This is a genomic window from Phenylobacterium sp., assembly GCF_036563285.1.
Lineage (GTDB): Bacteria > Pseudomonadota > Alphaproteobacteria > Caulobacterales > Caulobacteraceae > Phenylobacterium.
This window is the reverse complement of record NZ_DATCMR010000006.1, coordinates 112,372-135,376: the sequence shown is the minus strand read 5'-3', so window position 1 is coordinate 135,376 and position 23,005 is coordinate 112,372. Positions and strand designations below refer to the sequence as shown.

General features: G+C 70.2%; 21 protein-coding genes. 6 read left to right on the top strand and 15 right to left on the bottom strand.

The features are described from left to right. Positions 1-7: 7 nt before the first annotated feature. The 3 genes from VIL76_RS05440 to VIL76_RS05430 form a co-directional block, all read right to left on the bottom strand. Positions 8-655 carry a glutathione S-transferase family protein gene (locus VIL76_RS05440; RefSeq protein ID WP_332043982.1) on the bottom strand — a complete coding sequence of 216 codons (648 nt, stop codon included), beginning with the start codon at positions 653-655 and terminating at the stop codon, positions 8-10. A 95-nt stretch (positions 656-750) separates the two neighbouring features. After that, positions 751-2,565, bottom strand: a complete 1,815-nt coding sequence (locus VIL76_RS05435) for a DUF885 domain-containing protein (RefSeq protein ID WP_332043981.1) — start codon at positions 2,563-2,565, stop codon at positions 751-753. 8 nt (positions 2,566-2,573) lie between these two features. After that, positions 2,574-4,445: a DUF885 domain-containing protein gene (locus VIL76_RS05430; protein WP_332043980.1), complete on the bottom strand. Its 1,872-nt coding sequence runs from the start codon at positions 4,443-4,445 to the stop codon at positions 2,574-2,576. Positions 4,446-4,591: 146 nt separating this feature from the next. Between VIL76_RS05430 and VIL76_RS05425 the strand changes: the two genes are divergently transcribed. Then, a complete protein-coding gene (locus VIL76_RS05425) occupies positions 4,592-5,890 on the top strand; it encodes a M20/M25/M40 family metallo-hydrolase (RefSeq protein WP_332043979.1) in 1,299 nt (432 codons plus the stop codon). Beyond that, on the top strand, positions 5,887-6,918 hold the full coding sequence (locus tag VIL76_RS05420) for a serine hydrolase (RefSeq protein WP_332043978.1): 1,032 nt from the start codon (positions 5,887-5,889) through the stop codon (positions 6,916-6,918). The genes VIL76_RS05425 and VIL76_RS05420 overlap by 4 nt, the downstream gene beginning before the upstream one ends. Here VIL76_RS05420 and VIL76_RS05415 read toward each other — a convergent pair. Next, positions 6,911-7,798: a TauD/TfdA dioxygenase family protein gene (locus VIL76_RS05415; protein WP_332043977.1), complete on the bottom strand. Its 888-nt coding sequence runs from the start codon at positions 7,796-7,798 to the stop codon at positions 6,911-6,913. The two genes, VIL76_RS05420 and VIL76_RS05415, sit on opposite strands and share 8 nt — an antisense overlap. Before the next feature lie 58 nt (positions 7,799-7,856). Between VIL76_RS05415 and VIL76_RS05410 the strand changes: the two genes are divergently transcribed. Further along, positions 7,857-8,690, top strand: coding sequence for a phytanoyl-CoA dioxygenase family protein (locus tag VIL76_RS05410; protein WP_332043976.1), 834 nt, complete (start codon positions 7,857-7,859; stop codon positions 8,688-8,690). Here VIL76_RS05410 and VIL76_RS05405 read toward each other — a convergent pair. From VIL76_RS05405 to VIL76_RS05375, 7 genes are all read right to left on the bottom strand, one after another. Continuing rightward, on the bottom strand, positions 8,683-9,420 hold the full coding sequence (locus VIL76_RS05405; RefSeq protein WP_332043975.1) for a dienelactone hydrolase family protein: 738 nt from the start codon (positions 9,418-9,420) through the stop codon (positions 8,683-8,685). The genes VIL76_RS05410 and VIL76_RS05405 overlap by 8 nt on opposite strands. A gap of 5 nt (positions 9,421-9,425) precedes the next feature. Then, positions 9,426-11,237, bottom strand: coding sequence for a DUF5996 family protein (locus VIL76_RS05400; protein WP_332043974.1), 1,812 nt, complete (start codon positions 11,235-11,237; stop codon positions 9,426-9,428). Positions 11,238-11,297: 60 nt separating this feature from the next. Next, positions 11,298-13,412, bottom strand: coding sequence for a cell cycle histidine kinase CckA (gene cckA / locus VIL76_RS05395; protein ID WP_414695413.1), 2,115 nt, complete (start codon positions 13,410-13,412; stop codon positions 11,298-11,300). A 175-nt stretch (positions 13,413-13,587) separates the two neighbouring features. Beyond that, positions 13,588-14,667 carry a flagellar biosynthesis protein FlhB gene (gene flhB, locus VIL76_RS05390; protein ID WP_332043973.1) on the bottom strand — a complete coding sequence of 360 codons (1,080 nt, stop codon included), beginning with the start codon at positions 14,665-14,667 and terminating at the stop codon, positions 13,588-13,590. A gap of 3 nt (positions 14,668-14,670) precedes the next feature. After that, complete coding sequence (gene fliR, locus VIL76_RS05385; protein WP_332043972.1) at positions 14,671-15,429, bottom strand: flagellar biosynthetic protein FliR; 759 nt, start codon at positions 15,427-15,429, stop codon at positions 14,671-14,673. A gap of 22 nt (positions 15,430-15,451) precedes the next feature. Continuing rightward, positions 15,452-15,715, bottom strand: coding sequence for a flagellar biosynthesis protein FliQ (gene fliQ, locus VIL76_RS05380; RefSeq protein ID WP_332043971.1), 264 nt, complete (start codon positions 15,713-15,715; stop codon positions 15,452-15,454). Between the two features lie 79 nt (positions 15,716-15,794). Beyond that, entirely contained in the window at positions 15,795-17,048 is a 1,254-nt protein-coding gene (locus tag VIL76_RS05375) for an MFS transporter (RefSeq protein ID WP_332043970.1), read from the bottom strand. A 135-nt stretch (positions 17,049-17,183) separates the two neighbouring features. On the opposite strand from VIL76_RS05375, the gene VIL76_RS05370 reads away from it, so the two are divergent. Continuing rightward, a complete protein-coding gene (locus VIL76_RS05370; protein ID WP_332043969.1) occupies positions 17,184-17,690 on the top strand; it encodes a superoxide dismutase family protein in 507 nt (168 codons plus the stop codon). Here the strand turns inward: VIL76_RS05370 and fliE are convergent. Genes fliE through flgB form a run of 3 tightly spaced genes read right to left on the bottom strand, consistent with a single transcriptional unit; the run spans position 17,687 to position 18,872 of the window. Continuing rightward, on the bottom strand, positions 17,687-17,995 hold the full coding sequence (gene fliE, locus VIL76_RS05365; protein WP_332043968.1) for a flagellar hook-basal body complex protein FliE: 309 nt from the start codon (positions 17,993-17,995) through the stop codon (positions 17,687-17,689). The two genes, VIL76_RS05370 and fliE, sit on opposite strands and share 4 nt — an antisense overlap. An 11-nt stretch (positions 17,996-18,006) precedes the next feature. Further along, a complete protein-coding gene (flgC, locus tag VIL76_RS05360; RefSeq protein WP_332043967.1) occupies positions 18,007-18,426 on the bottom strand; it encodes a flagellar basal body rod protein FlgC in 420 nt (139 codons plus the stop codon). Positions 18,427-18,440: 14 nt separating this feature from the next. Then, entirely contained in the window at positions 18,441-18,872 is a 432-nt protein-coding gene (flgB, locus tag VIL76_RS05355) for a flagellar basal body rod protein FlgB (protein ID WP_332043966.1), read from the bottom strand. Positions 18,873-18,959: 87 nt separating this feature from the next. Here flgB and VIL76_RS05350 point away from each other — a divergent pair, with 87 nt between their 5' ends. Then, positions 18,960-19,244, top strand: coding sequence for a flagellar biosynthetic protein FliO (locus VIL76_RS05350; RefSeq protein ID WP_332043965.1), 285 nt, complete (start codon positions 18,960-18,962; stop codon positions 19,242-19,244). Between the two features lie 86 nt (positions 19,245-19,330). Beyond that, positions 19,331-20,038, top strand: coding sequence for a flagellar type III secretion system pore protein FliP (fliP, locus tag VIL76_RS05345; protein WP_414695416.1), 708 nt, complete (start codon positions 19,331-19,333; stop codon positions 20,036-20,038). Here fliP and VIL76_RS05340 read toward each other — a convergent pair whose 3' ends face one another. Then, a complete protein-coding gene (locus tag VIL76_RS05340) occupies positions 20,039-23,005 on the bottom strand; it encodes an endoglucanase (RefSeq protein WP_332043964.1) in 2,967 nt (988 codons plus the stop codon). It abuts the gene before it with no gap.

Genomic DNA, 23,005 nt, shown 5'->3' with positions numbered 1-23,005 from the left:
CGAGGGCCTAGGCCGGCTGCGGCTCGGGCTGCTGCTGGGCTGCGGCCGCGTCGTCGAGCTGGTTGGCGCGCTGGGCGGCCGGGCGGGCCTGGCAGCGGGCGGCGAAGGCCTCGAAGGCCGGCCGCTTCGGGATGGTCCCGAACTGCAGGCCCCAGCCGAGGTGCGAGCCGACATAGAGATCGGCGGCGGTGAACTGGTCGCCCGTCAGCCACGGCGACGCGCCGGCGATCGCCTTTTCGAGCGTGGCGATCACGTCGTCGTAGCAGCCGTAGCCGACCATCGGCTTCTTCTCGTCCGGCACCTCGACGCCGAGCGCCTTGTCGCCGATCGAGGCCTCCAGCGGGCCGGCGGCGAAGAACAGCCAGCGATAGTAGGCGCCATGGCGCTTGTCGCCGTGCGGCGGGGCGAGGTTCGCCTGCGGGAAGGCGTCGGCCAGGTAGGCGCAGATGGCGGCGCACTCTGTCACCACGGTGTCGCCGTGGGTGATCGCCGGCACCTTGCCCATGGGATTGATGGCCAGGTAGGCGGGATCCTTCATGGACGTGCCGTAGCCCAGGATCTCAGTGCGGTACGGCGCACCCACCTCCTCCAGCATCCAGCGGATGATGCGGCCGCGGGACTGGGGGTTGGTGTAGAGGACGAGTTCGTCGGACATGGCGGGACCTTTCCTTGCCTTGCTGTCTGTAGGACGAAGCTAGGCCGGCCCTGCCGACAGCATCCTGTCAGCAGCGACCGGAAACCGCGAACATCCTACGCCTGCCGGGCCGTCCAGTCAGCGATATGCCGCTCGAGAACGACGAGCGGCATGTTGCCGGAGAGCAGGGCCGCGTCATGGAAGGCGCGCAGGTCGAACTTCGGGCCCAGCTTCCTCCGGGCGTCCTCGCGCAGCTTGACCCAGACCGTGTGCCCGACCTTGTAGCTGGTCGCCTGGCCCGGGGAGACGAAGTAGCGCTCCACCTCCCGCTGGGCGCGGGCGGGCGTATAGCCGACCACGTCGACGAGGTACTGGGTGGCCTTCGCCCGGCCCCAGCGCTTCGCGTGGATGCCGGTGTCGACCACCAGGCGGGCCGCGCGGAACAGCAGGCTCTGCAGGTAGCCGGCGCGGCCGAGCAGGTCCTTGTCGTAGACGCCCATCTCGTCGGCGAGCTGTTCGGCGTAGAGGCCCCAGCCTTCCGAGAAGGCCGAGGAGCCGTAGCCGGTGCGGCGCAGGATCGGGATCCTGTCGCTCTCCTGGGCCAGGGCGATCTGCAGGTGATGGCCGGGCGTCGCCTCGTGGTAGACCAGGCTCGGCAGGTTGTACCTGGGCCAGTCGTGGGTGTCCTTCAGGTTGATGTAGAAGGCGCCCGGCCGCGAGCCGTCCAGGGCCGCGCCCTGGTAGTAGCCGTTGGACGCGCCGTCCTGGATGAACACCGGCACCCGGCGCACCTCGACCTTGGCCTTGGGCAGGGTGCGGAAAGCCTTGGGCAGCAGGGCGTACATCTCGTCCATCTGCCGGTTGAGGTCGACGAGCATCTTGGCCCGGCCGTCGTCGGTGTTGGCGTAGAGCTGCCTGGGGTCGTTGTTCAGCGCGGTCAGCCGCTCGGCGACCGTGCCGCGGGTCATGCCCTGGCTCTTCAGGATGGCGTCGATGCGGGCGGAGATTTCCGCCACCTGGTCGAGGCCCATCTGGTGGACCTGGTCGGGCGTGTAGTTGGTGGTCGTCGAGTTCTTCACCGCGTCGGCGTAGTAGGCCGCCCCGTCCGGCAGGGCCCAGGCGCCGACGTCGGGCTTGGCCCGCGCGCGCAGCTGGGTCACCGCGGCGATCTGCCGGTCGAGGGCCGGGAAGACCTCCGAGAAGACGATCCTGTTGGCGCGGCCGGCCCAGTCGCCGGGGATCTTGGCGTCGGCCGTCTTCTTGGCGATCGAGGTGACCAGGATGGTCTTCTCCGCCGGCTGGTTCCTGAGCGCGCGGAGCTGGGCCAGCGTAAGGCCGCAGGTGAAGTCCGGCGGGACCACGCCCAAGGCCACGTCGTGGCGCAGCCGCTCCAGGTCCTGGTCCATGGCCACGGCGAAGGCGGAGAGGCGCGAGAGGTAGGCCTCGGCGTCCTCCGCCGTGGTCACGCGGTGCTGGCTGTCCAGGAAGTCGGGGATGTCGGAATAGACGCCGTTCTGCTGGCTGAGCACGTAGGGCGCGTAGTTGCGGCCGGCCGAGCCGAACTTGTAGCGGTCGCCGCCGTAGACCTGGCGGTCGAGGTGGTAGGCCACTACGTCGTAGTCGACCTTGCCCGAGGCGGAGAGCGCGTCGCGGTTGACGCCCTTCAGGCCCGCCAGCCACCCGCGCGCCCGCTCGAGCCGCCGCTGTTTGGCGGCGAGGGAGTTGTCGTCGAGCCGCGCCTTCAACGCCGCGCGCGCGCCCTTGTCGAGGCCAAGGCCGGTGGCGAACTCCGGGCTGTCGTCGACGGTCTGCTCGAAGATGGCGTCGAGCTGGGCGCGGAGCTTGGCGTCCTCGGAGCCCTGCGCGAAGGCGGGCGCAGCCGCAAGGGCCGCGCCGGCGGCCAGGAAGCTGCGGCGGTCGATGGCGATCATGGTCACTCTCAGGCGGTGCGCGTGGCGGCGATGTAGCTGTCGACGACGTTCTCCAGCACCGTCATGGGCACGGAGCCGGTGAGCAGTCCGGCGTCGTGGAACTTGCGGTAGTCGAACTTGGGGCCGAGCGCGGCGCGCGCCTTGTCGCGCAGGCGGACCCAGGTGAGCTTGCCCACCATGTAGCTGCAGGCCTGGCCGGGCCAGACGCAGTAGCGCTCGATCTCGGTCGTGGCCGCGCTGGTCGGGCTGCCGTCGATGGAGGTCATGGTGGCGATCGCCTTCTCGCGGCTCCAGCGCTTGTGGTGCAGGCCGGTGTCGACCACGAGGCGCGCGGAGCGGAACAGCGAGGACTGCAGGTAGCCCACCTCGCCGAGGGGGTCGTCCGCATAGAGGCCCATCTCCTGGGCCAGCTGCTCGGCGTAGAGCGCCCAGCCCTCGGCGTAGGCCGAGTTGAACAGCACGCGGCGGATCATCGGCAGATCGGCTTCCTGCTGCAGGGCGAGCTGGTTGTGATGCCCCGGGACCGCCTCGTGGTAGGTGAGCGTCGGCAGGGTCCAGGTCGGGTTCTCGGCGGTGTGGCGCAGGTTGATCCAGTAGATCCCCGGCCGCGTGCCATCGAGCGAGGGCTGGTTGTAGTAGCCGCCCGGTGCGCCGGCCTCGATGAACTTCGGCACCCGGCGGACTTCCACCGGCGCCTTGGGCAGGGTCCCGAACATCTGCGGCAGGCGCGCGCTCATGGCCTGCACCTGCTTGTTCAGGTCGGCGATCAGCTTCTCCTTGCCCGCGTCGGTGTTCGGGTAGTGGTATTTCTTGTCCTTGTAGAGCTGCTGGATGCGCTGGCCGACCGTGCCGCGGGAGTAACCGGCCTTCTTCAGCAGGACGTCGGCGCGGGCGGAGAGCTGGCGGGCCTGGTCGAGGCCCATCTCGTGGATCTCGTCCGGCGTGAGCGTGGTGGTGGTCGAGCTGCGCAGCGAGGTGCGGTAGTACTCCTCGCCGTTCGGCAGCCGCCAGCAGCCGGCGTCGTGCACGGCGCGGGGACGGAGCTCGTTCATCAGGGCGATCTGCCGGTTCAGCGCGGGCACGACCTTGTCGCGGTAGATGGCGGCCGCCTGGCCTTCGTAGTCGCCGGGGATGTTCTTCTGCTTGGCGCGGTCCGCGACCGAGCGGACCAGCGGCGACTTGGCGGGGTTCTCGACGAGCCCCTTCATCTGGGTCAGCGAGCGCTCGATAACGAAGTCGGGCGGGATCACGCCCAGGCCCACGTCGTGGCGGGTCCGCTCGGTTTCCTGGTCCATGACGCCGGCGAAGGCGTCCAGACGCGCCAGGTAGGCGTCGGCGTCGGCCTTCGTCTCGATGACGTGCTGCGTGCCGAGGAAGTCGGGGATCTGCTGATAGGAGCCGGTGAGCTGCGAGAGGACGTAGGGCTGGCCGGCGCCGTTGTAGCCATAGGCGTAGCGGCGGTTACCCTCGTCGTTCACCGCGAGCGCATCCATCAGGCTGTCGTAGTTCACCGCCGCCATGCCGGCGAGGCGCGACCGGTCGATGGCGCGCAGCCGGTTGAGCTGCTCGTTGGTGATGCGCTTCTGGCGGGCGGCTTCTTCGAGCGACGCATTGTCGAGCCGCGACTTGGCGGCGGCGCGCTCGGCCTTGTCGAGGCCCAGGCTGGTGACCAGCTGCGGGCTGTCGCGCAGCGCCTCTTGGAACACCTCGTCCATGAAGCCGACGAGCTGCTGGTCCGGGCTCGGCGGCGGCGGCTGGACCACGGGCGCCGGCGGCGGCGGCGCGGCGGCCACCGCGGCGGCCTCGGGACGGGCGGTGGCGCAGCCGGCGAGCGCGGCGCTCGCGCCGGCGGTGAGCAGGAGTTGGCGACGGCTCAGCAAGGTGTAACCCCCGGAAAATGCGTGACGTGAAGGCTTACGGCGGCCACGGTGCAGGCGGCAACCCGCAGGGCCTTAAATTCCAGTAATGCAGCCCATCGGCGGGTGAGCTATGCCGCCAGTCCAGGCTTCAGGGGGTGTCACGTTCCATGATCGGCGTCCGTTCCGCGATCGTTGCTCTGTCAGTGCTCGGCCTCACCGCCTCGGCCGGGGCCCACCCCAGGCGCCCTGACGCCGCAGCCTCGGTCCCGGCGATCGTCGCGAGCCCCGCCTTCAAGAGCGCGATGTCGGCCTTCGAGCGCGAGCACGACCGGGTCGTGGCCGACACCATCACGCTCACCGAGATCGAGGCGCCGCCGTTCAAGGAGACCAGGCGGGCGCAGGCCTACCTCGCCATGCTGAAGGCGCACGGCCTCACGGACGTCGAGATGGACGACATCGGCAATGTCATGGGCATCAGGCGCGGCACCGGACCGGCCGGTGGCAAGCTGGTGGTGATCGCCGCCCACCTGGACACCGTCTTCCCGGAAGGCACGAACGTGAAGGTGCGGCGCGAGGGGACCAAGCTGCATGCGCCGGGCATCGGCGACGACACCTATTCGCTGGCGGTCCTGCTGGGCTATCTGCGCGCCCTGGACGCTGCGAAGATCCGCACCGAGCGCGACATCCTCTTCGTCGGCAACGTGGGCGAGGAAGGCCCCGGCGACCTGCGCGGCATGCGGTACTTCTTCGGCCAGGGGAAGTACAGGGACCGGGTCCACGCCTTCTTCTCCATGGACGGCACGGAGGCTTCGCGGGTAACGCACGGCGCGGTGGGCTCACGGCGCTACCGGGTGACGTTCAAGGGGCCCGGCGGCCACAGCTACGGCGCCTTCGGCATCGTCAATCCCATGCAGGCGATGGCGAAGGCGGTGGTCGACTTCGGCGCCGTGCAGGTCCCCGCCAAGCCGCGGACGACCTATGCCGCCAGCGTCGTGGGCGGCGGAACCAGCGTGAACTCCATCCCCGACGCCATCTGGCTGGAGGTGGACATGCGTTCGGAGAGCCGCGACGAACTGGCGAAGCTCGACGCGAAGTTCCTGCAGATCGTCAAGGACGCCGCCGAGTTCGAGAACCGCCAGCGCTCCACCCGGCTTGGTCGCATCACCGTGGAGCCGAAGCTGATCGGGGACCGCCCCGCCGGCCAGACACCGGAGAGCGCCGAGATCGTGCGCGCGACGGCGGCGGCGGTGAAGGCCGCCGGCTACACGCCCCAGCTCGGCGCCTCGTCGACGGATTCCAACGTGCCGATCAGCCTGGCCATTCCGGCGGTGACCATCGGCTCCGGCGGCTCGGGCGCGCGCGCCCACTCGGTGGACGAATGGATCGACGTGGCCAAGCCCGAAGCGGTGAAGGGCGCGGCGGTGGGCCTTGCGTCCATCCTCGCCATGGCCGGCGTGGCGCGGTGAGCCTGCCGCCGCTTCCCGCTCAGCCGGCGGGCGTGGCCTGGCCGACAGAGGCCTGGCCGGAGGGCGAGCTGCCCGGCCTGGCGCAGACCGGGTTCGAAGCGCTCATCGACGAAGCGTTCGAAGGACAGCCGAGCGAGCGGCTGGGCGAGACCCACGCGCTTCTGATCGTGCAGGGCGGGCGGATAGTCTTGGAGCGCTATGGCGACGGCTGCGGCCCCGACCAGACCTATCCCTCCTGGTCGAAGGCCAAGAGCATCACCCATGCGCTGGTGGGGATCGCCGTCGGCGACGGCAAGCTCGACGTCTCGGCCCCGGCCGACGTGCCGGAGTGGCGGGACGACGAGCGGGCGGCGATCACGCTCGACCACCTGCTGCGCATGTCCTCCGGCCTTCAATGGGTCGAGGAATATGTCCCTGGCCAGCCGTCCGACGTGATCGCGATGCTGTTCGGGGACGGCCAGGACGACGTGGCCGGGTTCGCGGCGCGCTTCCCGCTCGCCCACCAGCCCGGCAGCTTCTGGCAGTACTCCAGCGGGACCACCAACATCGTCAGCAGGATCCTGGCGCGCACGCTCGACGCCTATGGGCCCGACTTCGAGGCTTTCATGCGGGCGCGGCTGTTCGAGCCGCTGGGCATGACCAGCCCGGTCCCGAAGTTCGACGCCGCCGGGACCTTCATCGGCTCGTCCTTCTGCTTCTGCACGGCCCGCGACTTCGCCCGCTTCGGCCTGCTCTACCTGCGCGACGGGATGTGGGAGGGCCGCCGGCTGCTGCCGGAAGGCTGGGTGGACTACGCCCGCACGCCAACACCCCAGCAGCCGCTCGACGAGCCTTACGGCGCGCACTGGTGGCTGGGCGTAGGCGGCCCCGGCTCGTTCAGCGCCAACGGCTATGACGGCCAGTTCACCGTCTGCGTCCCCGACCTGGACCTGGTCCTCGTGCGCCACGGCGCGACGCCACTCGACCGCAAGGACGACCTGAGGGCGTGGGTGGGCGAGGTGGTGGACTGTTTCCGAAGGGTTAGCTGACCGGCTCCGCCGCGAGCCGCGCCTCCACCGCCTGCTCGGCCATGGCGGGCCAGGGATCGACGGTGACCCGGCGCATGTGGCGGCGCTGGCCGGGATAGTCGTTCAGGGCGAAGTGCCAGACCGACCGATTGTCCCAAAAGGCGACCGAGCCCTTCTCCCAGCGGAAGCGGCAGGTGAAGCCCTCGTAGCGGCAGTGCTCGAAGAGGTAGCCCAGCAGCGCCTTGGACTCCGAGGTCTTCCAGCCGTCGATGCGCAGGGTGAAGGCCGGGTTCACGTAGAGCGCCTTGCGGCCGGTCTCCGGGTGGGTGAGCACCATCGGGTGGACGTACTCGCCCACGTAGCCGTCGGCCTCCGCCACCTGCATGCCCTTGCGCTTCTGAGCGGAGTGCCCCTGGGCGGAGTACTCGCGGCTCGCCGAGTGCACGGCGCTCAGGCCTTCCAGCGTCCGCTTCAGCCCGTCGGAGAGGGCGTCGTACGCGGCGGCCTGGCTGGCGAACAGGGTGTCGCCGCCGAACTGCGGCACCTCGACGGCGTAGAGGATCGAGCCGATCGCCGGCGTCTCCAGAAAACTCATGTCGGAGTGCCAGCCGCCGCCGAAGTTGATGCGGTCCTCCGGCTCCTTGACGATCTCCATCACCTCCGGCTGGCCGGGCATGCCGGCCACGTAGGGGTGGATGTTCAGCGGACCGAACCGGGCGCCGAAGGCCACCTGCTGGGCCGGCGTCAGCGCCTGGTCGCGGAAGAAGACCACCTGGTGCTCGACCAGCGTCTTGCGGATGGCGGCGATTGTCGCGTCATCCTGCTCGCGCGCCAGGTCGACGCCGGAGATCTCCGCGCCGAGCGCGCCGGCCACACGGCGGATCTTCAGGTTTGCGGTCATGGCGATCTCCCAAGGGAAGGCAGGGGCCATGATACAATACGCGCCGGAGGCCGGAAGCATGGACGCACTCACCCGCCGCTTCGACGCCGACGGGCACGCCGAGCGGATACGCACGCAGGGCTACACCGTCATCGAGGACTTCATGGACGCCGCGACCCTGGCGGAGGTCCGGGAGATGCTGGCGCCGTACCTCGGCAGCCACGCCGGGCGCAATGACTTCGAGGGCTTCAAGACCGAGCGGGTCTACACCCTCGTCGCCCGAGGCAAGGTGTTCGAGCGGCTCACCGAGGAGCCGCGGCTGATGGCCCTGCTCGACCGTTTCCTGCAGCCCGGCTACCTGCTCACCGCCAGCCAGGCCATCTGCATCTACCCCGGCGAGACCGCCCAGGGGATCCACACTGACGACGGCTTCTACCGCCAGCCCCGGCCGCGCCCGGCGATCAGCTACACGATGATCGCGGCGGTGGACGCCTTCACCGTCGAGAACGGCGCGACCCAGGTGATCCCCGGCAGCCACCTGTGGGGCGACCCAGGCGCGCCCGAGCGGCCGAGCGACCCGGCGGAGATGGAGAAGATGCTGGTCAGCATGGAGATGCCCGCCGGGGCGGCGCTGGTCTTCCCCGGCACGCTGCTGCACCAGGGCGGCGCGAACCGCTCGCAGGCGCCCAGGCTCGCCTTCACCAACCAGTACTGCGAGCCCTGGGGCCGGACGCAGGAGAACTTCTACCTGGGGATTCCGCGCGAACAGGTCCGCGAGATGACGCCGAAGCTGAAACAGCTCCTGGGCTACGACATCTGGCCACCGTTCATGGGCCAGGTGACCGCCTCGCATCCTTCGAAGGCCCTGGAGCCAGGCTGGATCCCGCCGGTGGTCGCCCAGCGGCCTAGCTGAGGTTGCGCTTGAACAGGGCGAACAGCCGCTCCCAGTGCCGTTCGGCCGACGCCTTGTCATAGACCGCGCGCTGCGGGAAGGCGAAGCCATGCTCGACGCCGGGGTAGATTTCCACCTCGGCGCGCACACCGGCGCCCTTCAGGGCGGTGTCGAGGGCCTCCACCGTCTCCAGCGGCGCCCAGCGGTCGGTCTCGGCGCAGGCGAAGTAGAGCTCGGCGCTGGCCTTGGAGGCCACCAGGTGCGGGCTGTCGGCGTCGTCGGTGACGAGCTGGGTGCCGTAGATCGAGGCCGCCGCGCCCACCCGGCTCGGCCAGCGGGCCGCGAAGTTGATCGCATAGCGGCCGCTCATGCAGTAGCCGACGGTCCCGACCGGACCGGTTCCGGCGGCCGGGTCGCGGCTGGCGTAGTCGAGCAGCGCCTCGGCGTCGTCCATCACCAGTGGGATGCTGAGCGAGTTCATCAGCTCGAACATCCGCTCGCGCGCCTTGTCCTCGGCAAGCGGCGGCAGGTCCTTCAGCTCCATGACTCCGCGCCGGTAGTAGAGGTTCGGCAAGATGACGTAGTAGCCGACGCTCGCCAGCCGGCGGGCCATGTCCCGCAGCTCCTCGCGGATCGCCGGCGCGTCCATGAAGAACAGCACGATGGGATGCGGCCCACCGCGCTCCGGGTGAACGATGAATGTCGTGGTGCGGCCGTCCTTGGTGGGGACGTCTACGGTTTGCTCGATCATGCGGCCTAGACCAGCTCCGCCGGCTGCAGTTGCAGCTCCTTCAGAAGCGGCTCGGCGTAGTCGATGCGGCCAGTCATGGTCTTGGGGTCTCCCGAGGCGAGGCGGTACACGGCTTCGGCGATGTACTCGATCGGCTGCACGCGGTCCTTGGTGGCTTCGTTGATCAGGCCGTGCACCGCCACGCCAGGCGTGTCCACCAGCCCCGGCGAGACCACGTTGACGGCGATGTTGTCGTCGTAGACCTCCGACGCCAGGCCGGTGGTGAACCGCTCCAGCGCCGCCTTGCACATGCCGTAGACCGCGCCGCCGCCGCGCCGGGTGTAGGGCTGTTTCGGGTGGATGCCGGCGGGCGAGGAGATGTTGACGATCCAGCCCTGCTTGCGCTCGCGCATCTGCGGCAGGACGAGCTGCGACAGGTGGAAAGGCGCCCAGACCTGCACCTCCATCATCAGCTTGAACCGCTTCTCCGGGAAGGTCTCCACGGGGATGAAGAAGGTGACGGCGGCGTTGTTTACCAGGATGTCGACCGGGCCATACTCGGCGACCGCCTCGCGGATCAGCCGCTCGCGGTCCTCGGCGGACGAGAGGTCGGCCTTGATGAAGGTGGCCTCGCCGCCGGCCTTACGGATGCGCTCGACGGTGCCGTGCAGCGTGCCGGGGAGCTTGCTCTCGCCATCCTCGGCCGTCCGCGCCGAGCAGACCACGCGGGCGCCCTCCATCGCCAGCCGCGCGGCGATCGCCTCGCCGATGCCGCGGCTGGCGCCGGTGACGACCGCGGTCTTGCCTCTCAAGGCTCCGTTCGGGTTGATGCGGGCCTCGCCCATGATCGTCCTCCCACCTTGGGTCTTCTTCATTGGCCGCAACGCTGGCGCGGGCGGACGGCGAGCGCAAGGCCTCAGCGCGGCCCCCGCTCCAGCGCCTCGCGCGGCCACTCGCCGAAGTCGGCGGCGGCCTCGTAGGTGGTCTGCAGGAAATTGAGCAGGGCGAACCCCCGGGGCCTGCGCCGTCCGCACCGTCTCGTACGGCAGGACGAACTCCCCGAGCTCGTCATTCCAGCCCGCGCTGCGCGGGCGGATGAGCGCGTAGCGGAAGCCCTTCGGCTCCGGATAGGCGTAGGCGTAGAACAGCGCGTCGTGTTCGGGGTCGCCCGGCCAGAAACCGCAGCTCGACACCTCGTGCGAATAGGCCTCGCGGCTCACCGCGGCGGGCAGGATGGGCGAGCCGGGATGGGCTGGCGCTGGCCGCCCGGAGAACCGCGTCACCGCGAGGTCGAACGAGCCCCAGAAGAAGTGCACCGGGCTCGCCTTGCCGACGAAGCGGCCACGGAACAGCTTGAAGACGCGGTCCACCTGGCTGAGCGCGCGCCAGAACTGGTGGACCGCCTCGGCGTCATAGGACCGGTGGGTGCGGTCCTGCTCGAAGGGGATTGGGTTCGGCAGCTCGCAGGGGGTGGTCCAGATGCGGACGCTCACGCCCAGCTTCTCCAGGGCCTTCATCACGGCGCGGTGGAAGTCGGCGACCGTCTGCGGTCGCAGCGGCACGGTCTCCGTGCGCCCGTAGCTGCAGACCAGGTCCAGGCGGTGCTCGATGAAATCGAAGGCGATCTCGAGGTTGCGGCCCTTCAGCGGGATGGGCGAGGTGGTAAGGCCGCGGGCGGACACATAGAGCGGCACGTGCCACCAGTGGTTCACCGGCGGGGTGAGCGCCATGCGCACCTTGCCGACGATCTGGGTCCACATGTGCAGGGTGGCGCAGGTGTCCGCCCAGTCCGCATAGCGGAGCGGCGGCCAGTCCTCCTTGAGCACGGACAGGGGCATCTACGGACCTCGCGCGTGGTCCGCAGATGATGGCCGTCGTGGAGGAGCGAAGGCAAGCCGTCAGGCGGCCTTCTGCAGCTCCTGCTTCACGCGTTCCGCCAGCGTCTTGATGTCGATGGGCTTGGGCAGGAAAGAGACATTGGTCTCGCCCTCAAGCAGGTCGGAGAACTCGCTCTCGGCGTAGCCGGAGATGAACATCACCGGCGCGGCGCCCAGGTACTGGCGCGCCTGCTTCAGCAGGTCCGGGCCCTGCATGCCGGGCATGACCACGTCGGAGATCATGAGGTCGATCTCGCCGGCATGGGTTTCGGCGAGCTCCAGGGCCTCCTCGCCGCTGGCGGCCTCCATGACCTCGTAGCCGCGGGCGCGCAGCAGCTTGGCGGCGACGCTGCGCACGGCGTCCTCGTCCTCGACGAAGAGGATGCGGCCGGCGCCGGACAGGTCGCGCGCCGCGGGCCGCTTGGGCGCGACCGGCTGCGGGGCCGGCTGCACGACGCTGGACGGGATGTGGACCGGCAGGAAGATGCGGAAGGCCGCGCCTTCCCCGGGCTTGGAGTCGATGCTGATCCAGCCGTCGGACTGCTTGACTATGCCGTAGACGGTGGCGAGGCCCAGCCCAGTGCCCTCGCCGACGGGCTTGGTGGTGAAGAAGGGCTCAAAGATCTTCTCCATGATCTCCGGCGCGATGCCGGGACCGTCGTCGGAGACCTCGATCAGCGCCTGGTCGCCCTGCGCGGTCGGATAGCCCATGGCCTGGGCCTGCTCCTGGCTGACTCGGGCGGTGCGGATGCGGACCGTGCCGCCGCCCTGTGCGCGGACGGCGTCGCGGGCGTTGACGGCGAGGTTCATCACCGCGGTCTCGAGCTGGCCGCGGTCGGCGCGCACCTGGGGCAGGTTGCGGCCGTAGTCGGTGGTCAGCTTCACGTCCTCGTAGAGCACGCGGCGCAGCAGCACCTCGAACTCGCTGATCAGTTCGCCAAGGTCGAGGATCTCGCGCTGAACGGTCTGCTTGCGCGAGAAGGCCAGCAGCTTGCGGACCAGATCGGCGGCCCGGGTCGAGGTCTGGCGGATCTCGTTGAGGCCCTCGTATGAGGGGTCGCCCACCGGGTGGCGCGAGGCCAGCACGTCGAGCTGCATGAAGATGGCGGTGAGCAGGTTGTTGAAGTCGTGGGCCACGCCGCCGGCCAGCTGGCCGATGGCCTGCATCTTCTGGCTCTGGGCGAGCTGCAGCTCGATCTGCTTCTGCTCGGAGACGTCGACGAGATAGGCCACCCAGCGGCCGTCGCTCTTCGACAGGTAGAGGTGCGCGACGCGGGTCGGGTCGTGCGCCAGCCGGACTTCCAGGGGCGAATGGCCGGCCGCCAGCTTCTGGGCGGCGTCGGCGCGCGAGGCGGCGTCGATCAGCTCGCCGAATGCCTGGCCGGTCTCGCCGCCGTGGGCCACGGCCCTCAGGGCTGCGTTGGCCTCGATGATCTTCGCGTCGAACGGGTCCTCACCCTCGATCAGGGCGGCGCCGAACGGGGAGGCGGCGGCGAAGGCGTCCAGCACCTTCGGCGGCGGCGTGCCGGCGGTGGAGAAGGCGGTGAGCACCTCCATGGCGGCCGACGGCAGGGCCAGCGAGCCGCCCTGCCCCATCAGCCGCACGAGGAAGCGGCGGGCGCCAAGCGGGGAGACGGTCGCCTCGTGCTCGGCGCCATTGGTCTTGATCGAGGCCTTGCCGGTCTCGCCGCGGCGCGCAGCGCCCAAGGCGGCGAACAGGCTGGCCGCGGAGGAGCCGTTCTTGGGCAGCCGGGGCGTGGAGCCAAGCAGCGCCTTCCAGGCGGCGTTGGCGGCCTGCACCCGCCCATCGGGCGCGGCGATGGCGGCGGGCTCCGAGAGCGCCTCGATCAGCTTCTCGGCCCCGGGGTCCGCCTCGCTGGCCGGCTCGGCCGTCCCGCGCACGACGAAGAGGCCCAGGCAGGCGACGCCGGCAAGCCCGATCAGCAGCAGCAGCCCGGCTAGGGTGGCGGGTCCCGCGTTCCAGGCTGGAATCGAGGCGAATCCCACGGCCAGCAGGAAGAAGACCACGGCGACCGTGGTCAGCGGGTCGAAGCGCTTGCGGGCGCCTCTGCTGGACGGCGGCTCGGCCATGCGAAGCGCAGGCGCCTCCTCGGGGCGGATGGACGACAGACTCATACGCAAACGTCTCTCGGCGATAAGCAAGCAGCACTAGTGCGGCATTCTGCCGAGCAGGCGAGGCGCGCCTTCGAAGGTGCGTCCAACCGAGCGTCCGCTCGATACTGGCCCGAGTCGCATGCCTTGGGGAAAGGGCGACGTCGCCACACTGCGCAGGCGGGTGTTAGCAGACCCTTTAAAGGGCGCCGGCGCGCTTCTTGCCGGCATTGAGGATGAAGCCGATGACCTTGGCCACCGCCTCGTAGTGGGCCGGTGGGATCATGTCCTCCACCTCGACGGCGGCGTAGAGCGCGCGGGCCAGCGGCGGGTCCTCGATCACCGGCACCCCGGCTTCTTCTGCGACCGCGCGGATCTTCAAGGCCAGGCTGTCCAGGCCCTTGGCGACGCAGATGGGCGCCTCGTCCTCGCCCTGCTCGTACTTCAGCGCCACGGCGTAGTGAGTCGGGTTCATCACCACCACGGTGGCGTTGGGCACGGCCTGCATCATCCGCTGGCGGGCGCGGGTATGGCGCAGCTGCCGCTGGCGCGCCTTCACGTGCGGGTCGCCTTCCGACTGCTTGAAGTCCTCCTTCAGCTCTTCCTTGGTCATCCGCATGCGGGCCATGAAGCGCTGCTTCTGCCAGAACCAGTCGCCGCCGGAGACCACCAGCAGCAGCCCGCCCACGGCCATGGCCAGGCGCCGCAGGATGTCGGCGGTCAGGGGAAGGATGGCCACCGGCTCCAGCATCGCCAGGCTGGTCAGGTCGTCCATGAACGGGTTCAGCACCCACCAGGCCAGCACCGCCAGCATGATCACCTTGATGATCGACTTGACGAACTGCATCAGCCCGTCGAGGCCGAAGATCCGCTTCAGCCCCTGCATCGGCGAGACCTTCTTGAAGTCCGGCTTCAGCTTGTCCGGCGTGAACAGCAGGCCGGTCTGCACGAGATTGCCGGCAATGCCCGCGGCGGCGGCGGCCAGCAGCACGCCCAGCAGGATCGGCAGCACCGCCATGACGACCATACGGACGAGCTCGACCGCCCCGTCGCTGGTCACCGACATCTCGCCGGCGTCGGCTATGAAGGGCAGGAGGGCGGAGCCCAGGTCCCTCGACAGCTGGCCGCCGGCGATGGCCACGATGCCGGCCACCGCGACGAAGGAGAGGAAGCCCGGCAGGTCCTGGGTCTTGGCGACATCGCCCTTGGCCTTGGCTTCCTCGAGCTTCCGGGGTGTCGGCTCCTCTGTTTTCGATGCGCCGTCGTTCTCCTCCGCCATGGCCTATCCCGCGAAGGCGCCGAGGAGGTCGCGGTAGCGGTCGATCCAGACCATGCCGATGCTGCCCAGGCTCAGCGCGAAGATCGACAGCCCCGCCAGCACCATGATCGGGCTGGCCACGAAGAACACCTGGAACTGCGGCATGGCGCGGCCGACGAGCCCGGTGGCGACGTTGAAGATGATGCTGAAGACCATGACCGGCGCCGACAGCTGCAGCCCCAGCGCGAACGACTTAGCCACGGTCTGGATGGCGAGCTGGGCGGCGTCGGACACCGGCACGGGCCGGGCGAAAGGGAAGACCTCGTAGGACTTCACGATCGCGCCGATGAACAGGTGGTGCAGGCCGGTGGCCATGATCAGCACGATGCCGAGCAGGCCCAGGAAGGTGCCGATGGTGGTCGAGGGCGCGGCCTGGGTCGGGTTGGCGGTCTGCGAGAAGCCCAGGGTGGTCTGGATCGAGATCACCTCGCCGGCGGTCGCCAGCGCCGACATGAAGAAGCGCAGCACGCCGCCGATGAAGAGGCCGATCAGCAGCTCCCTGATCACCGCGCCCGCCACGCCGCTCACAGCTGAGGGCAAGGGCGGGATACCGGGCGCGATCACCGGGAACAGCGCCAGCGACATGGCGAAGGCCAGCGCCAGGCGGATGCGCGGCGGGATGAAGCCCTCCCCGATCCCGGGGATCAGCATCACCACCGCGCCCAGGCGGCAGAAGAGCAGGCCGGCGGCGTAGACCTGCTGGGCAGTGGCGTAGGATTCCATCCGCGGGCGCTCGGCCCTCGCCTCACATGGCCGCGATGCGCGCGGCGATGGTGCGCATGAACCCGCTCATCAGCGCCCCCATGAGCGGCAGGAAGACCAGCAGGGAGACGAAGATGGCGACGATCTTCGGCGCATAGACCAGGGTGGCTTCCTGGATCTGGGTCAGGGCCTGCAGCAGGCCGATGCCCACGCCGACCACGAGGCCCACGATCAGCACCGGCGCGCAGAGCTGGATGGTCAGCCAGATGGCGTCGCGCCCGACGTCAAGAACCTCGGCGCCGTTCATCGGAGACCTCTTTGGAAAGCTTACGGAATCGGCTCGCCAAGCCGAGGCTCCAGCCTGCCGAAACATGGTTAACAGCCCTTTACCCGGCGGCTGCGCGCGGGCGGGTCTCCGGGGCCTTCAGGAAGATGGGCAGCACCACGAGCGCGACGAGTGCGATCATGGCGCCTGGCACGAGCGGCCAGCCGGTGCGGGCGATCAGCACTTGGGCGAGGTAGGGCGTCAGCCCGCCGAACACCGCTGTCGCCGCCGTGGCTCCGAGCGCCAGCCCGGTGAGCCGCCCCTCGCCGGGGAACTGCTCCGCGGTGGCCACGGCGCCTACCGCGCTCACGCCCCCCGCGACGGCCGCCAGCGCCACCGCGCCCAGCAGCGCCTGGGCCGCCGAGCCGCTGCCCATCAGTGAGAACAGGGTAGTCGGCAGCACAGCGCTGGCGAGCGCCAGCGCCACCAGCACGGGCTTGCGCCCCCAGCGGTCCGACAGCGCCCCCACGAAGGGCGTCACCACGATGACCACCACGGCCGCGGCCGTCGACAGCCACAGCGCGCGGTTCTCCGTCAGCGAGCCCACCGAGGTCAGGAACGCCGGCACATAGGTGATGCCCACGTAGTAGGTGATCGACCCCAGCGCGGAGATCGCGAAGGAGCGGAAGATCCCCATGCGGTGGTTGCCGACCACGTAGCGAAACGGCTTCGGAGGCGTCGTGCCGGCCGCCCGCTGCCGCTCGAAGTCCGGCGACTCCTGCATGGTCGAGCGCGCGAGCCAGACGCTGCCCGCCAGCGCCGCCCCCACCAGGAACGGAATGCGCCAGCCCCAGCCGGCGAGGTCCGCCTCGGAGAATGCGTGGACTGTCAGCGCCGAGACCGCCACCGCGAGCAGGGCGCCGACTTCGCTGGCCGCCGAGGCGCAGGACGCGATCAGCCCGCGCCGGTGGATCGGCGCCCCCTCCAGCAGGTAGGCGACGACGCCCGTGTACTCGCCGCCCACCGAGAACCCCATCACGCAGCGCAGGAGCAGCAGCAGCCAGCCGGCGGCGGGCCCGATCGCGGCGTAGGTCGGCAGCAGGGCCGTGGCCAGCATGGCCGCGCTCATCAGCGCCATCGAGAGCAGCATCATGGTGCGCCGGCCGTAGCGGTCGCCCACGTGCCCGAACACCACCGCGCCCAGCGGCCGCAGCAGGTAGGCCACCGCGAACCCCGCCAGGGTGGTGACCAGCGAGCCCTCCCCGCCGCCGAAGAACACCCGCGACAGGACCGTGACGAAGTAGAGGTAGAGGGTGAAGTCGTACCACTCCACGACCGTGGAGAGCCCCGCGACGACCATCGAGCGCCGGGACATCGGCCGGTGGCTCGGCGGCGAATCGTCCGGCGCGGGCGTCATGGACCAAGGCGTAACACGGCTGCGCGGAATTGCCTTAGCGGCGACACAGGCCGGCGCTAGAACTCCGTCCGAGTACGACCATCGGAGCCGCCCATGAAACTGCTGACCGCCGCCGCCCTCGCGACCTTCCTCCTGGCCCCCACCGCCCAGGCGCAGATGGCCCTGCAGCAGGTGACCACCTCGCTCAAGAACGCCGAAGGCAAGGACATCGGCGTGGTCCGCCTCACCGCCGCCCCCAAGGGCGTCATCCTGCGGGTCGAAGCGAATGGCCTGACGCCCGGCTGGCATGGCGTCCACTTCCACGAGAAGGCCGACTGCTCGAAGTCCGACTTCACCACCGCCGGCGGCCACGTCCACGGCGGCGGCGAGCGCATCCACGGCCTGCTCAACGCCAAGGCCAACGAGACCGGCGACCTGCCGAACGTCTTCGCCGACTCGCACGGCATGGTCATGGCGGAGGTGTATTCAGGCCTGACCACCCTGCCCGCCCTGATGGACGCCGATGGCTCTGCGGTGGTGGTGCACGCCAATCCCGACGACCAGCTGAGCCAGCCGATCGGCGGCGCCGGTCCCCGCGTGGCCTGCGCCGCGGTGCGCTAGATCGGCATCCGCATGATTTCCTGATACGCGCTGATCACCTGGTCGCGGACGGCCATCACCGTCTCGAGGCTGGCCTCGGCTGCGGAGATGGCGGTGACCACGTCGACCAGCTCGGCCTTGCCGGCGACCTGGGCCGCCATCTGGCCCTCGGCGTGCTTCGAGGCGCTGATGGCGTCGCTCATCGCCGCCTTCAGGATCTGGCCGAAGCCGCCGCCCTCGATCCCGCCCGCGCCCATGCCGGGGTCGACGCCCGTGGTCTTCTGGGTGGCGGCGTAGGCCTTGGCCGCGGCGAGTGCGTTGATCATCGCCTAAGCCCCTAGCGCTTCAGCAGGTCGAGGGTGCGCTGCTCCATGGCGCGCGCCGTCTCGATGACGTTGAGGTTGGCCTCGTAGGCCCGCTGCGCCTCGCGCATATCCATGGCCTCGACCAGGGAATCCACGTTGGGCAGCTTCACGTAGCCTTGCGCGTCGGCCGCGGGGTTGCCCGGCTCGTACTCCACCTTGAACGGCTTCTGGTCGGGCTGGGCGCCGGTCATCCGCACCCCGGTGGCGCCGGACACGTCGGTGGGTTCGAACACCGGGGCCTGGCGCCGGTACGGATCGCCGCCGGGCGTGCGCGCCGTGGAGTTGGCGTTGGCCAGGTTCTCGGCGATGACCCGCATGCGGGCCTGCTGGGCGCGCATGGCCGAGGCGGCGACGGCCTGGGCGACGCCTGCAAGCGATCTGGTCTCCGGCATCTAGCGGCTCCCGGTCAGGCGCGGCCCGGCGGCTTGGCCGCCAGGCGCAGCAGGTTGAGGGACTTCTGGTAGAAGCCGATGGCGGCGTCGTACTGCATCCGCGCATCGCTCATCTTCAGCATCTCTTCCTCGAGGCTGACGGAGTTGCCGTCGAGGGTGGTCTCGATGACCTCGGATTTGGTCTGCTTCAGGCTCACGCCGCCGGGGCGGCGCGCGTTCGGCGCCACCATATGCGAGGCATGCGTCACCGCCTGGACACCGGCCATCGCCGTCCCCGGCGCAGCCGCCGCAGTCTGGGTGTGGAAGCTGAACGGCTTCAGGTCCTTCGGCGCGAACCCGGGCGTGTCGGAGTTGGCGACGTTCTGGGCGATCAGCTTCTGCCGCTCGGACAGGTAGCTCAGCCGGCCGCGCAGCATCGAGAACAGCGGGATGTCGGCCAGATCCATGGCAAACATGGTGAATAAACAGGGTTAATCAGCGCTTAAGAGACTCGGCGGCGAATGGGCCTCCAGAGCCCAGCCGCAGAAGCGCCCATGGACCTTTCCGACCTCGCCAGAGCGATCTTCGCGCTCGCCCTCACCCTCGGCATCATTGGCCTCGCCGCCGTGGCCCTGCGCAAGTTCGGACCGGACGCGCTGGCCCGGCTCGCCCGGCCCACCCGGCGGGAGCGCCGCCTCGCCGTCGTCGAGAACCTGGTCCTCGATCCCACCCGCCGCCTCGTGCTGGTCTCCTGCGACGGCCAGGAGATGCTGCTGCTGCTTGGTGAGGGCCGCGTGCTGGCCGAAGGCGTGGCCCAGCCGGCGGCGGACGCACGCTGATGCGCGAGCTCTTCAAGGCGATCCGCAGCCTGCCGGCTGACGACTGGAAGAAGGCCGCCGCGCTCTCCGCCGTGACGACGCTCGCCATGCTGGTCTTCCCGGCGGCTGCGGCGGCGCAGGCGGTCAACATCGACCTGGGCACGGGCGCCGGCCTCACCGAGCGTGTGGTGCAGCTGATCGGCCTTTTGACCGTGCTGTCGCTGGCGCCGTCCATCGTGATCATGAGCACCAGCTTCGTGCGCATCGTGGTGGTGCTCTCCCTGCTGCGCACGGCGCTGGGCCTTCAGCAGAGCCCGCCCAACGCGGTGATCATCTCGCTGTCGCTGTTCCTGACCGCCATCGTCATGGGCCCAACGCTGCAGCAGTCCTACGACGAGGGCGTGAAGCCGCTGCTGGACCAGCAGATGGAGCTGCCCGCCGCCTTCGACGCGGCCGGCGGACCGGTGAAGACCTTCATGCTGAGCCAGGTCGACCGCGAGGACCTCGCCCTCTTCGTCCGGCTCTCCAAGATCGAGCGCCCGCGCACCGCCGCGGAGACCCCGCTGCGCGTAGTCACCCCCGCCTTCATGATCTCCGAGCTGAAGCGCGCGTTCGAAATCGGCTTCCTGCTCTTCGTGCCTTTCCTGGTCATCGACCTCGTCGTCGCGAGCGTCCTGATGAGCATGGGCATGATGATGCTCCCGCCCGTGGTGGTGAGCCTGCCCTTCAAGCTGATCTTTTTCGTGCTGGTGGACGGGTGGCGGTTGGTCTGCGGCAGTCTGGTCGAGAGCTTCCAGCGAGGCGCCGGAGGCTAGTCAGCCCTTCGCCGCCGGCGCGGCGGCCTGGGCCTGTTTGGCCGGAGCCGGCGCAGCCGCCTGCTTCGTCCCTGGCGCAGGCTTCCCACCCGTCGGCGCCCGCGCCGTGCGGAAGCGGACCTTCATCTTCGACACCCAGCCGGCGAAGGCCTCGTTGTCGGCGGTGACCCGGCCGAAGTCGGCGACCGAGAGGCGGCCGATGCTGGTGGAGCCGGAGAGCGCCACGCGCAGGGCCTCGGGATTGTGCGACTGGTCGATGAAGGCGCCGTACTGGGTCTCCAGCCGGGTGAGCGCGGCGTCGTTGCCGGCCAGGCTGTAGGCGACGCCGGCGCGCAGGAGGGCGCCTTCCTCCACGCTGGAGAGCGCGGCCGGGTTCTTCCAGCGCTCGCCCAGCGCCTTCTCGAACAGCGGGCCGGCGGCGGCCCAGTTCTTCTGTTTCCAGGTGATCTCGGCGCGCAGGTCGGCGGCTTCCCGCGACTTGTCGGCCTCGAGGATCTCCAGCGCCGCCTCGTAGCGGCCGACGCCCGTCCAGGCGCGCGCCTCGATCAGTCGCCGCTCGGCCATGAGCGCGCTGGGCAGGATGGTGGTGCGCGAGCCGTTGATCGCCTGCAGCGCCTTCTCCGGCTGGCGGTCCATCAGGTAGATCACCGCCAGGTCGGTGGCGACCTGGGCGCGCGGGATGCCGTCGAGCCGGTTCTCGGCCTGCCACTTCAGGAACTCGGCGGCCTGCGGCAGGAGGTCGACATCGACCAGCCGACGGACCAGCTTGCGCACCATCATGTCGCCGTCGGCGCCGACCGGCGTCAGGTCCTTGAAGTCGTAGAACAGGGCCAGCGCCTGGATGGGCTCCAGCCCGTCGGCCATGCCATCCATGAACAGCGCGCGGAAGGCGGCCGACAAATCGGCCTGCAGCTGCATGGCCTCGGGCAGGTCCTGGCGGCGCGTGCCCGCCGAGCGCAGCGCCTCCAGCGCCTCGCGGTAGCGGCCCTGGCCGAGGTAGAGCTGACCCAGCGCGCGGATGGTCTCCAGCTCGGTGGCGTCGCCGCGCCAGCGGTAGCGCAGGCCGTCGAAGGTGTTGGCCGCCTGCAGCGGGGTGAGCTTGCCGGTCTCCAGCCGGATCTGGGTCGCCCGCAGCAGCGCCGCCGAGGCCAGGGCCTCGGTGGGGGCGCCGCTGATCGCGGTGTACATCTTCAGCGCCCGGTCCTTGTGGCCCTGCAGCTCGATGATGCGGGCCTGCACCAGGCGGGTGGCCAGCTCCTCCAGCGGGTCGGTCTTGTCGGCGAGGGCCAGCTTGATGCGCGCCTCGGCGCCGGCGAGATCCCCTTGGGCCATGGCGGCCTGCGCGTCGGCGCGCGCGAAGCGCGCCTTCCAGGTCGGGGAGAAATGGTGGAAGGCCTCGGCGCCCCGCCCGAATTGGCTGCGCGCCTCCGGCCACTGCGCGAGTTGGGTGGCGATGTAGGACCGCCACAGCGCCGAGGAGGGATCTTCGGACAGCACCGGCGAGGAGAAGTCAGCCTCGGCCTCCTTGTAGCGGCGCGCCATCACCCGGGCGACGCCGCGCAGGCCGCGGAACTCCGGGTCCTCCAGCATCTCCGGATGGAAGCGGGCGGTCTCGTTCAGCACCCCGATCGCTTCGAACGACAGGTCCGAGCCCACCAGGAAGCGGGCCAGCGCCATGCGGGCGGCGACCGGCGAGGCTTTCTCCTTCTTCGCGGCCTCCTCGGTGGCGGCGCGGAACAGGGCGTTGTAGCGGGCGGTGAAGCCGCCCTCCCCAGTCTTCGGCCAGTTGGCATGGTCGATCAGCGCCGGCATGGCCGCGGGCTTCGGCGCGCCGAGGTCCACCTGGCGCTCCTGGGTCGCCCACGCCGGCGACAGCGTCAGGCCCTTTGGCCTGCCGATGTGCACGAGGTCGCCCTGGCGGGCGACCTCCAGGTCCTCGACGAAGCTCTCGATGGCGATGCCCTGCACCGAGGGCAACAGCGCCATCTGCACATAGTCGCGCCTGGACGGCAGGCCCTTGGAGGGGCCCAGCGCGGTGACCACGCGGATCACGTCGCCGGCGTCCGGGTCGGCCAGGTTGACCACCCGCGTGGCGCCGGCCACCGGCGCCTTCAGCAGCGCGGGGCCGTTGGTCGCGTCGCGGGTGACGCGGACGACCGACGGCTGGCTCTGGTTTCCCGGCCCGACCGCGATGGTCCAGGTAGGCCCCTGCGCCACGGCGAAGACGGGCGTCGCCCGGCTGGCCTCGATCCGCACGGCGGAATAGTCCGCGCCCCTGAAGGCGGTGACCGACTTGAACTGCGGCAGGCCCTTGGGCGCCTTGGAGACGTCGAGGGTGGCGGCGGCGTCGAACACCACCCAGACCACGTCGCCGCGGCGGAAGACGGCCGCGCCCGCGGGGTTCGCCCAGTTGAAGGCGAAGGTGACCTGGCCGTTGGCGGCCTTGGGCTCCATGTGCACGACGCCGCCGGCGGGGACCGGGTTGGGGCGGACCGGCTCGGGCTCGACCGGCTGCGCGGCGGCCTGCTGGCGCGCCATCTCTTCCGGGGTCGGTTCGGGCTTCTTGAAGGCGTTGAGGTAGGCCGCGCCGTCCGCCTGTCCGATCTTGGCCTCGGCGTCGTCGGCGAGCGTGATGGCGACCTCGAGCTTGCCGCCGACGTGGCGCTTCTCGGCGCTCTTGATCCAGTCGGGCGGCGAGGTGCGCAGGCGCGAGATGTCGGGGTCGGCGTCGCGGCTGAAGGCGAAGACGACTGTCTGGCCAGTGCGGCGGGTGGCGACCTTCGCCCCGCCTTTCCAGTGGAACTCGACGCGGCTGAAGTCCTTGGCGCTCGCCACGCGCACGTCGAGCGGTCCGTGGGCGGCCGGCGGCGCCTTCTCGGCCCCAGGCGCAGCCAGCCCTGACGGCGCGGCCACGCCTGCGATGCAGACGGCCGCGACGCCGGACCGGAGGGCCTGGCGGAGGCTCAT

Excerpts from the sequence above, each read along its gene's own strand:
- VIL76_RS05410 (WP_332043976.1), top strand. The coding sequence starts at position 7,857 with ATGGACGCACTCACCCGCCGCTTCGACGCCGACGGGCACGCCGAGCGG.
- fliP (WP_414695416.1), top strand. The coding sequence starts at position 19,331 with ATGCTGGTCTTCCCGGCGGCTGCGGCGGCGCAGGCGGTCAACATCGAC.
- fliE (WP_332043968.1), bottom strand. The coding sequence starts at position 17,995 with ATGATCAACGCACTCGCCGCGGCCAAGGCCTACGCCGCCACCCAGAAG.
- cckA (WP_414695413.1), bottom strand. The coding sequence starts at position 13,412 with ATGAGTCTGTCGTCCATCCGCCCCGAGGAGGCGCCTGCGCTTCGCATG.
- flhB (WP_332043973.1), bottom strand. The coding sequence starts at position 14,667 with ATGGCGGAGGAGAACGACGGCGCATCGAAAACAGAGGAGCCGACACCC.
- fliQ (WP_332043971.1), bottom strand. The coding sequence starts at position 15,715 with ATGAACGGCGCCGAGGTTCTTGACGTCGGGCGCGACGCCATCTGGCTG.
- VIL76_RS05340 (WP_332043964.1), bottom strand. The coding sequence starts at position 23,005 with ATGAGCCTCCGCCAGGCCCTCCGGTCCGGCGTCGCGGCCGTCTGCATC.
- flgC (WP_332043967.1), bottom strand. The coding sequence starts at position 18,426 with ATGCCGGAGACCAGATCGCTTGCAGGCGTCGCCCAGGCCGTCGCCGCC.
- VIL76_RS05370 (WP_332043969.1), top strand. The coding sequence starts at position 17,184 with ATGAAACTGCTGACCGCCGCCGCCCTCGCGACCTTCCTCCTGGCCCCC.
- fliR (WP_332043972.1), bottom strand. The coding sequence starts at position 15,429 with ATGGAATCCTACGCCACTGCCCAGCAGGTCTACGCCGCCGGCCTGCTC.
- VIL76_RS05375 (WP_332043970.1), bottom strand. The coding sequence starts at position 17,048 with ATGTCCCGGCGCTCGATGGTCGTCGCGGGGCTCTCCACGGTCGTGGAG.
- VIL76_RS05415 (WP_332043977.1), bottom strand. The coding sequence starts at position 7,798 with ATGACCGCAAACCTGAAGATCCGCCGTGTGGCCGGCGCGCTCGGCGCG.
- VIL76_RS05400 (WP_332043974.1), bottom strand. The coding sequence starts at position 11,237 with ATGCCCCTGTCCGTGCTCAAGGAGGACTGGCCGCCGCTCCGCTATGCG.
- VIL76_RS05440 (WP_332043982.1), bottom strand. The coding sequence starts at position 655 with ATGTCCGACGAACTCGTCCTCTACACCAACCCCCAGTCCCGCGGCCGC.
- VIL76_RS05405 (WP_332043975.1), bottom strand. The coding sequence starts at position 9,420 with ATGATCGAGCAAACCGTAGACGTCCCCACCAAGGACGGCCGCACCACG.
- VIL76_RS05435 (WP_332043981.1), bottom strand. The coding sequence starts at position 2,565 with ATGATCGCCATCGACCGCCGCAGCTTCCTGGCCGCCGGCGCGGCCCTT.
- VIL76_RS05350 (WP_332043965.1), top strand. The coding sequence starts at position 18,960 with ATGGACCTTTCCGACCTCGCCAGAGCGATCTTCGCGCTCGCCCTCACC.
- VIL76_RS05425 (WP_332043979.1), top strand. The coding sequence starts at position 4,592 with ATGATCGGCGTCCGTTCCGCGATCGTTGCTCTGTCAGTGCTCGGCCTC.
- flgB (WP_332043966.1), bottom strand. The coding sequence starts at position 18,872 with ATGGATCTGGCCGACATCCCGCTGTTCTCGATGCTGCGCGGCCGGCTG.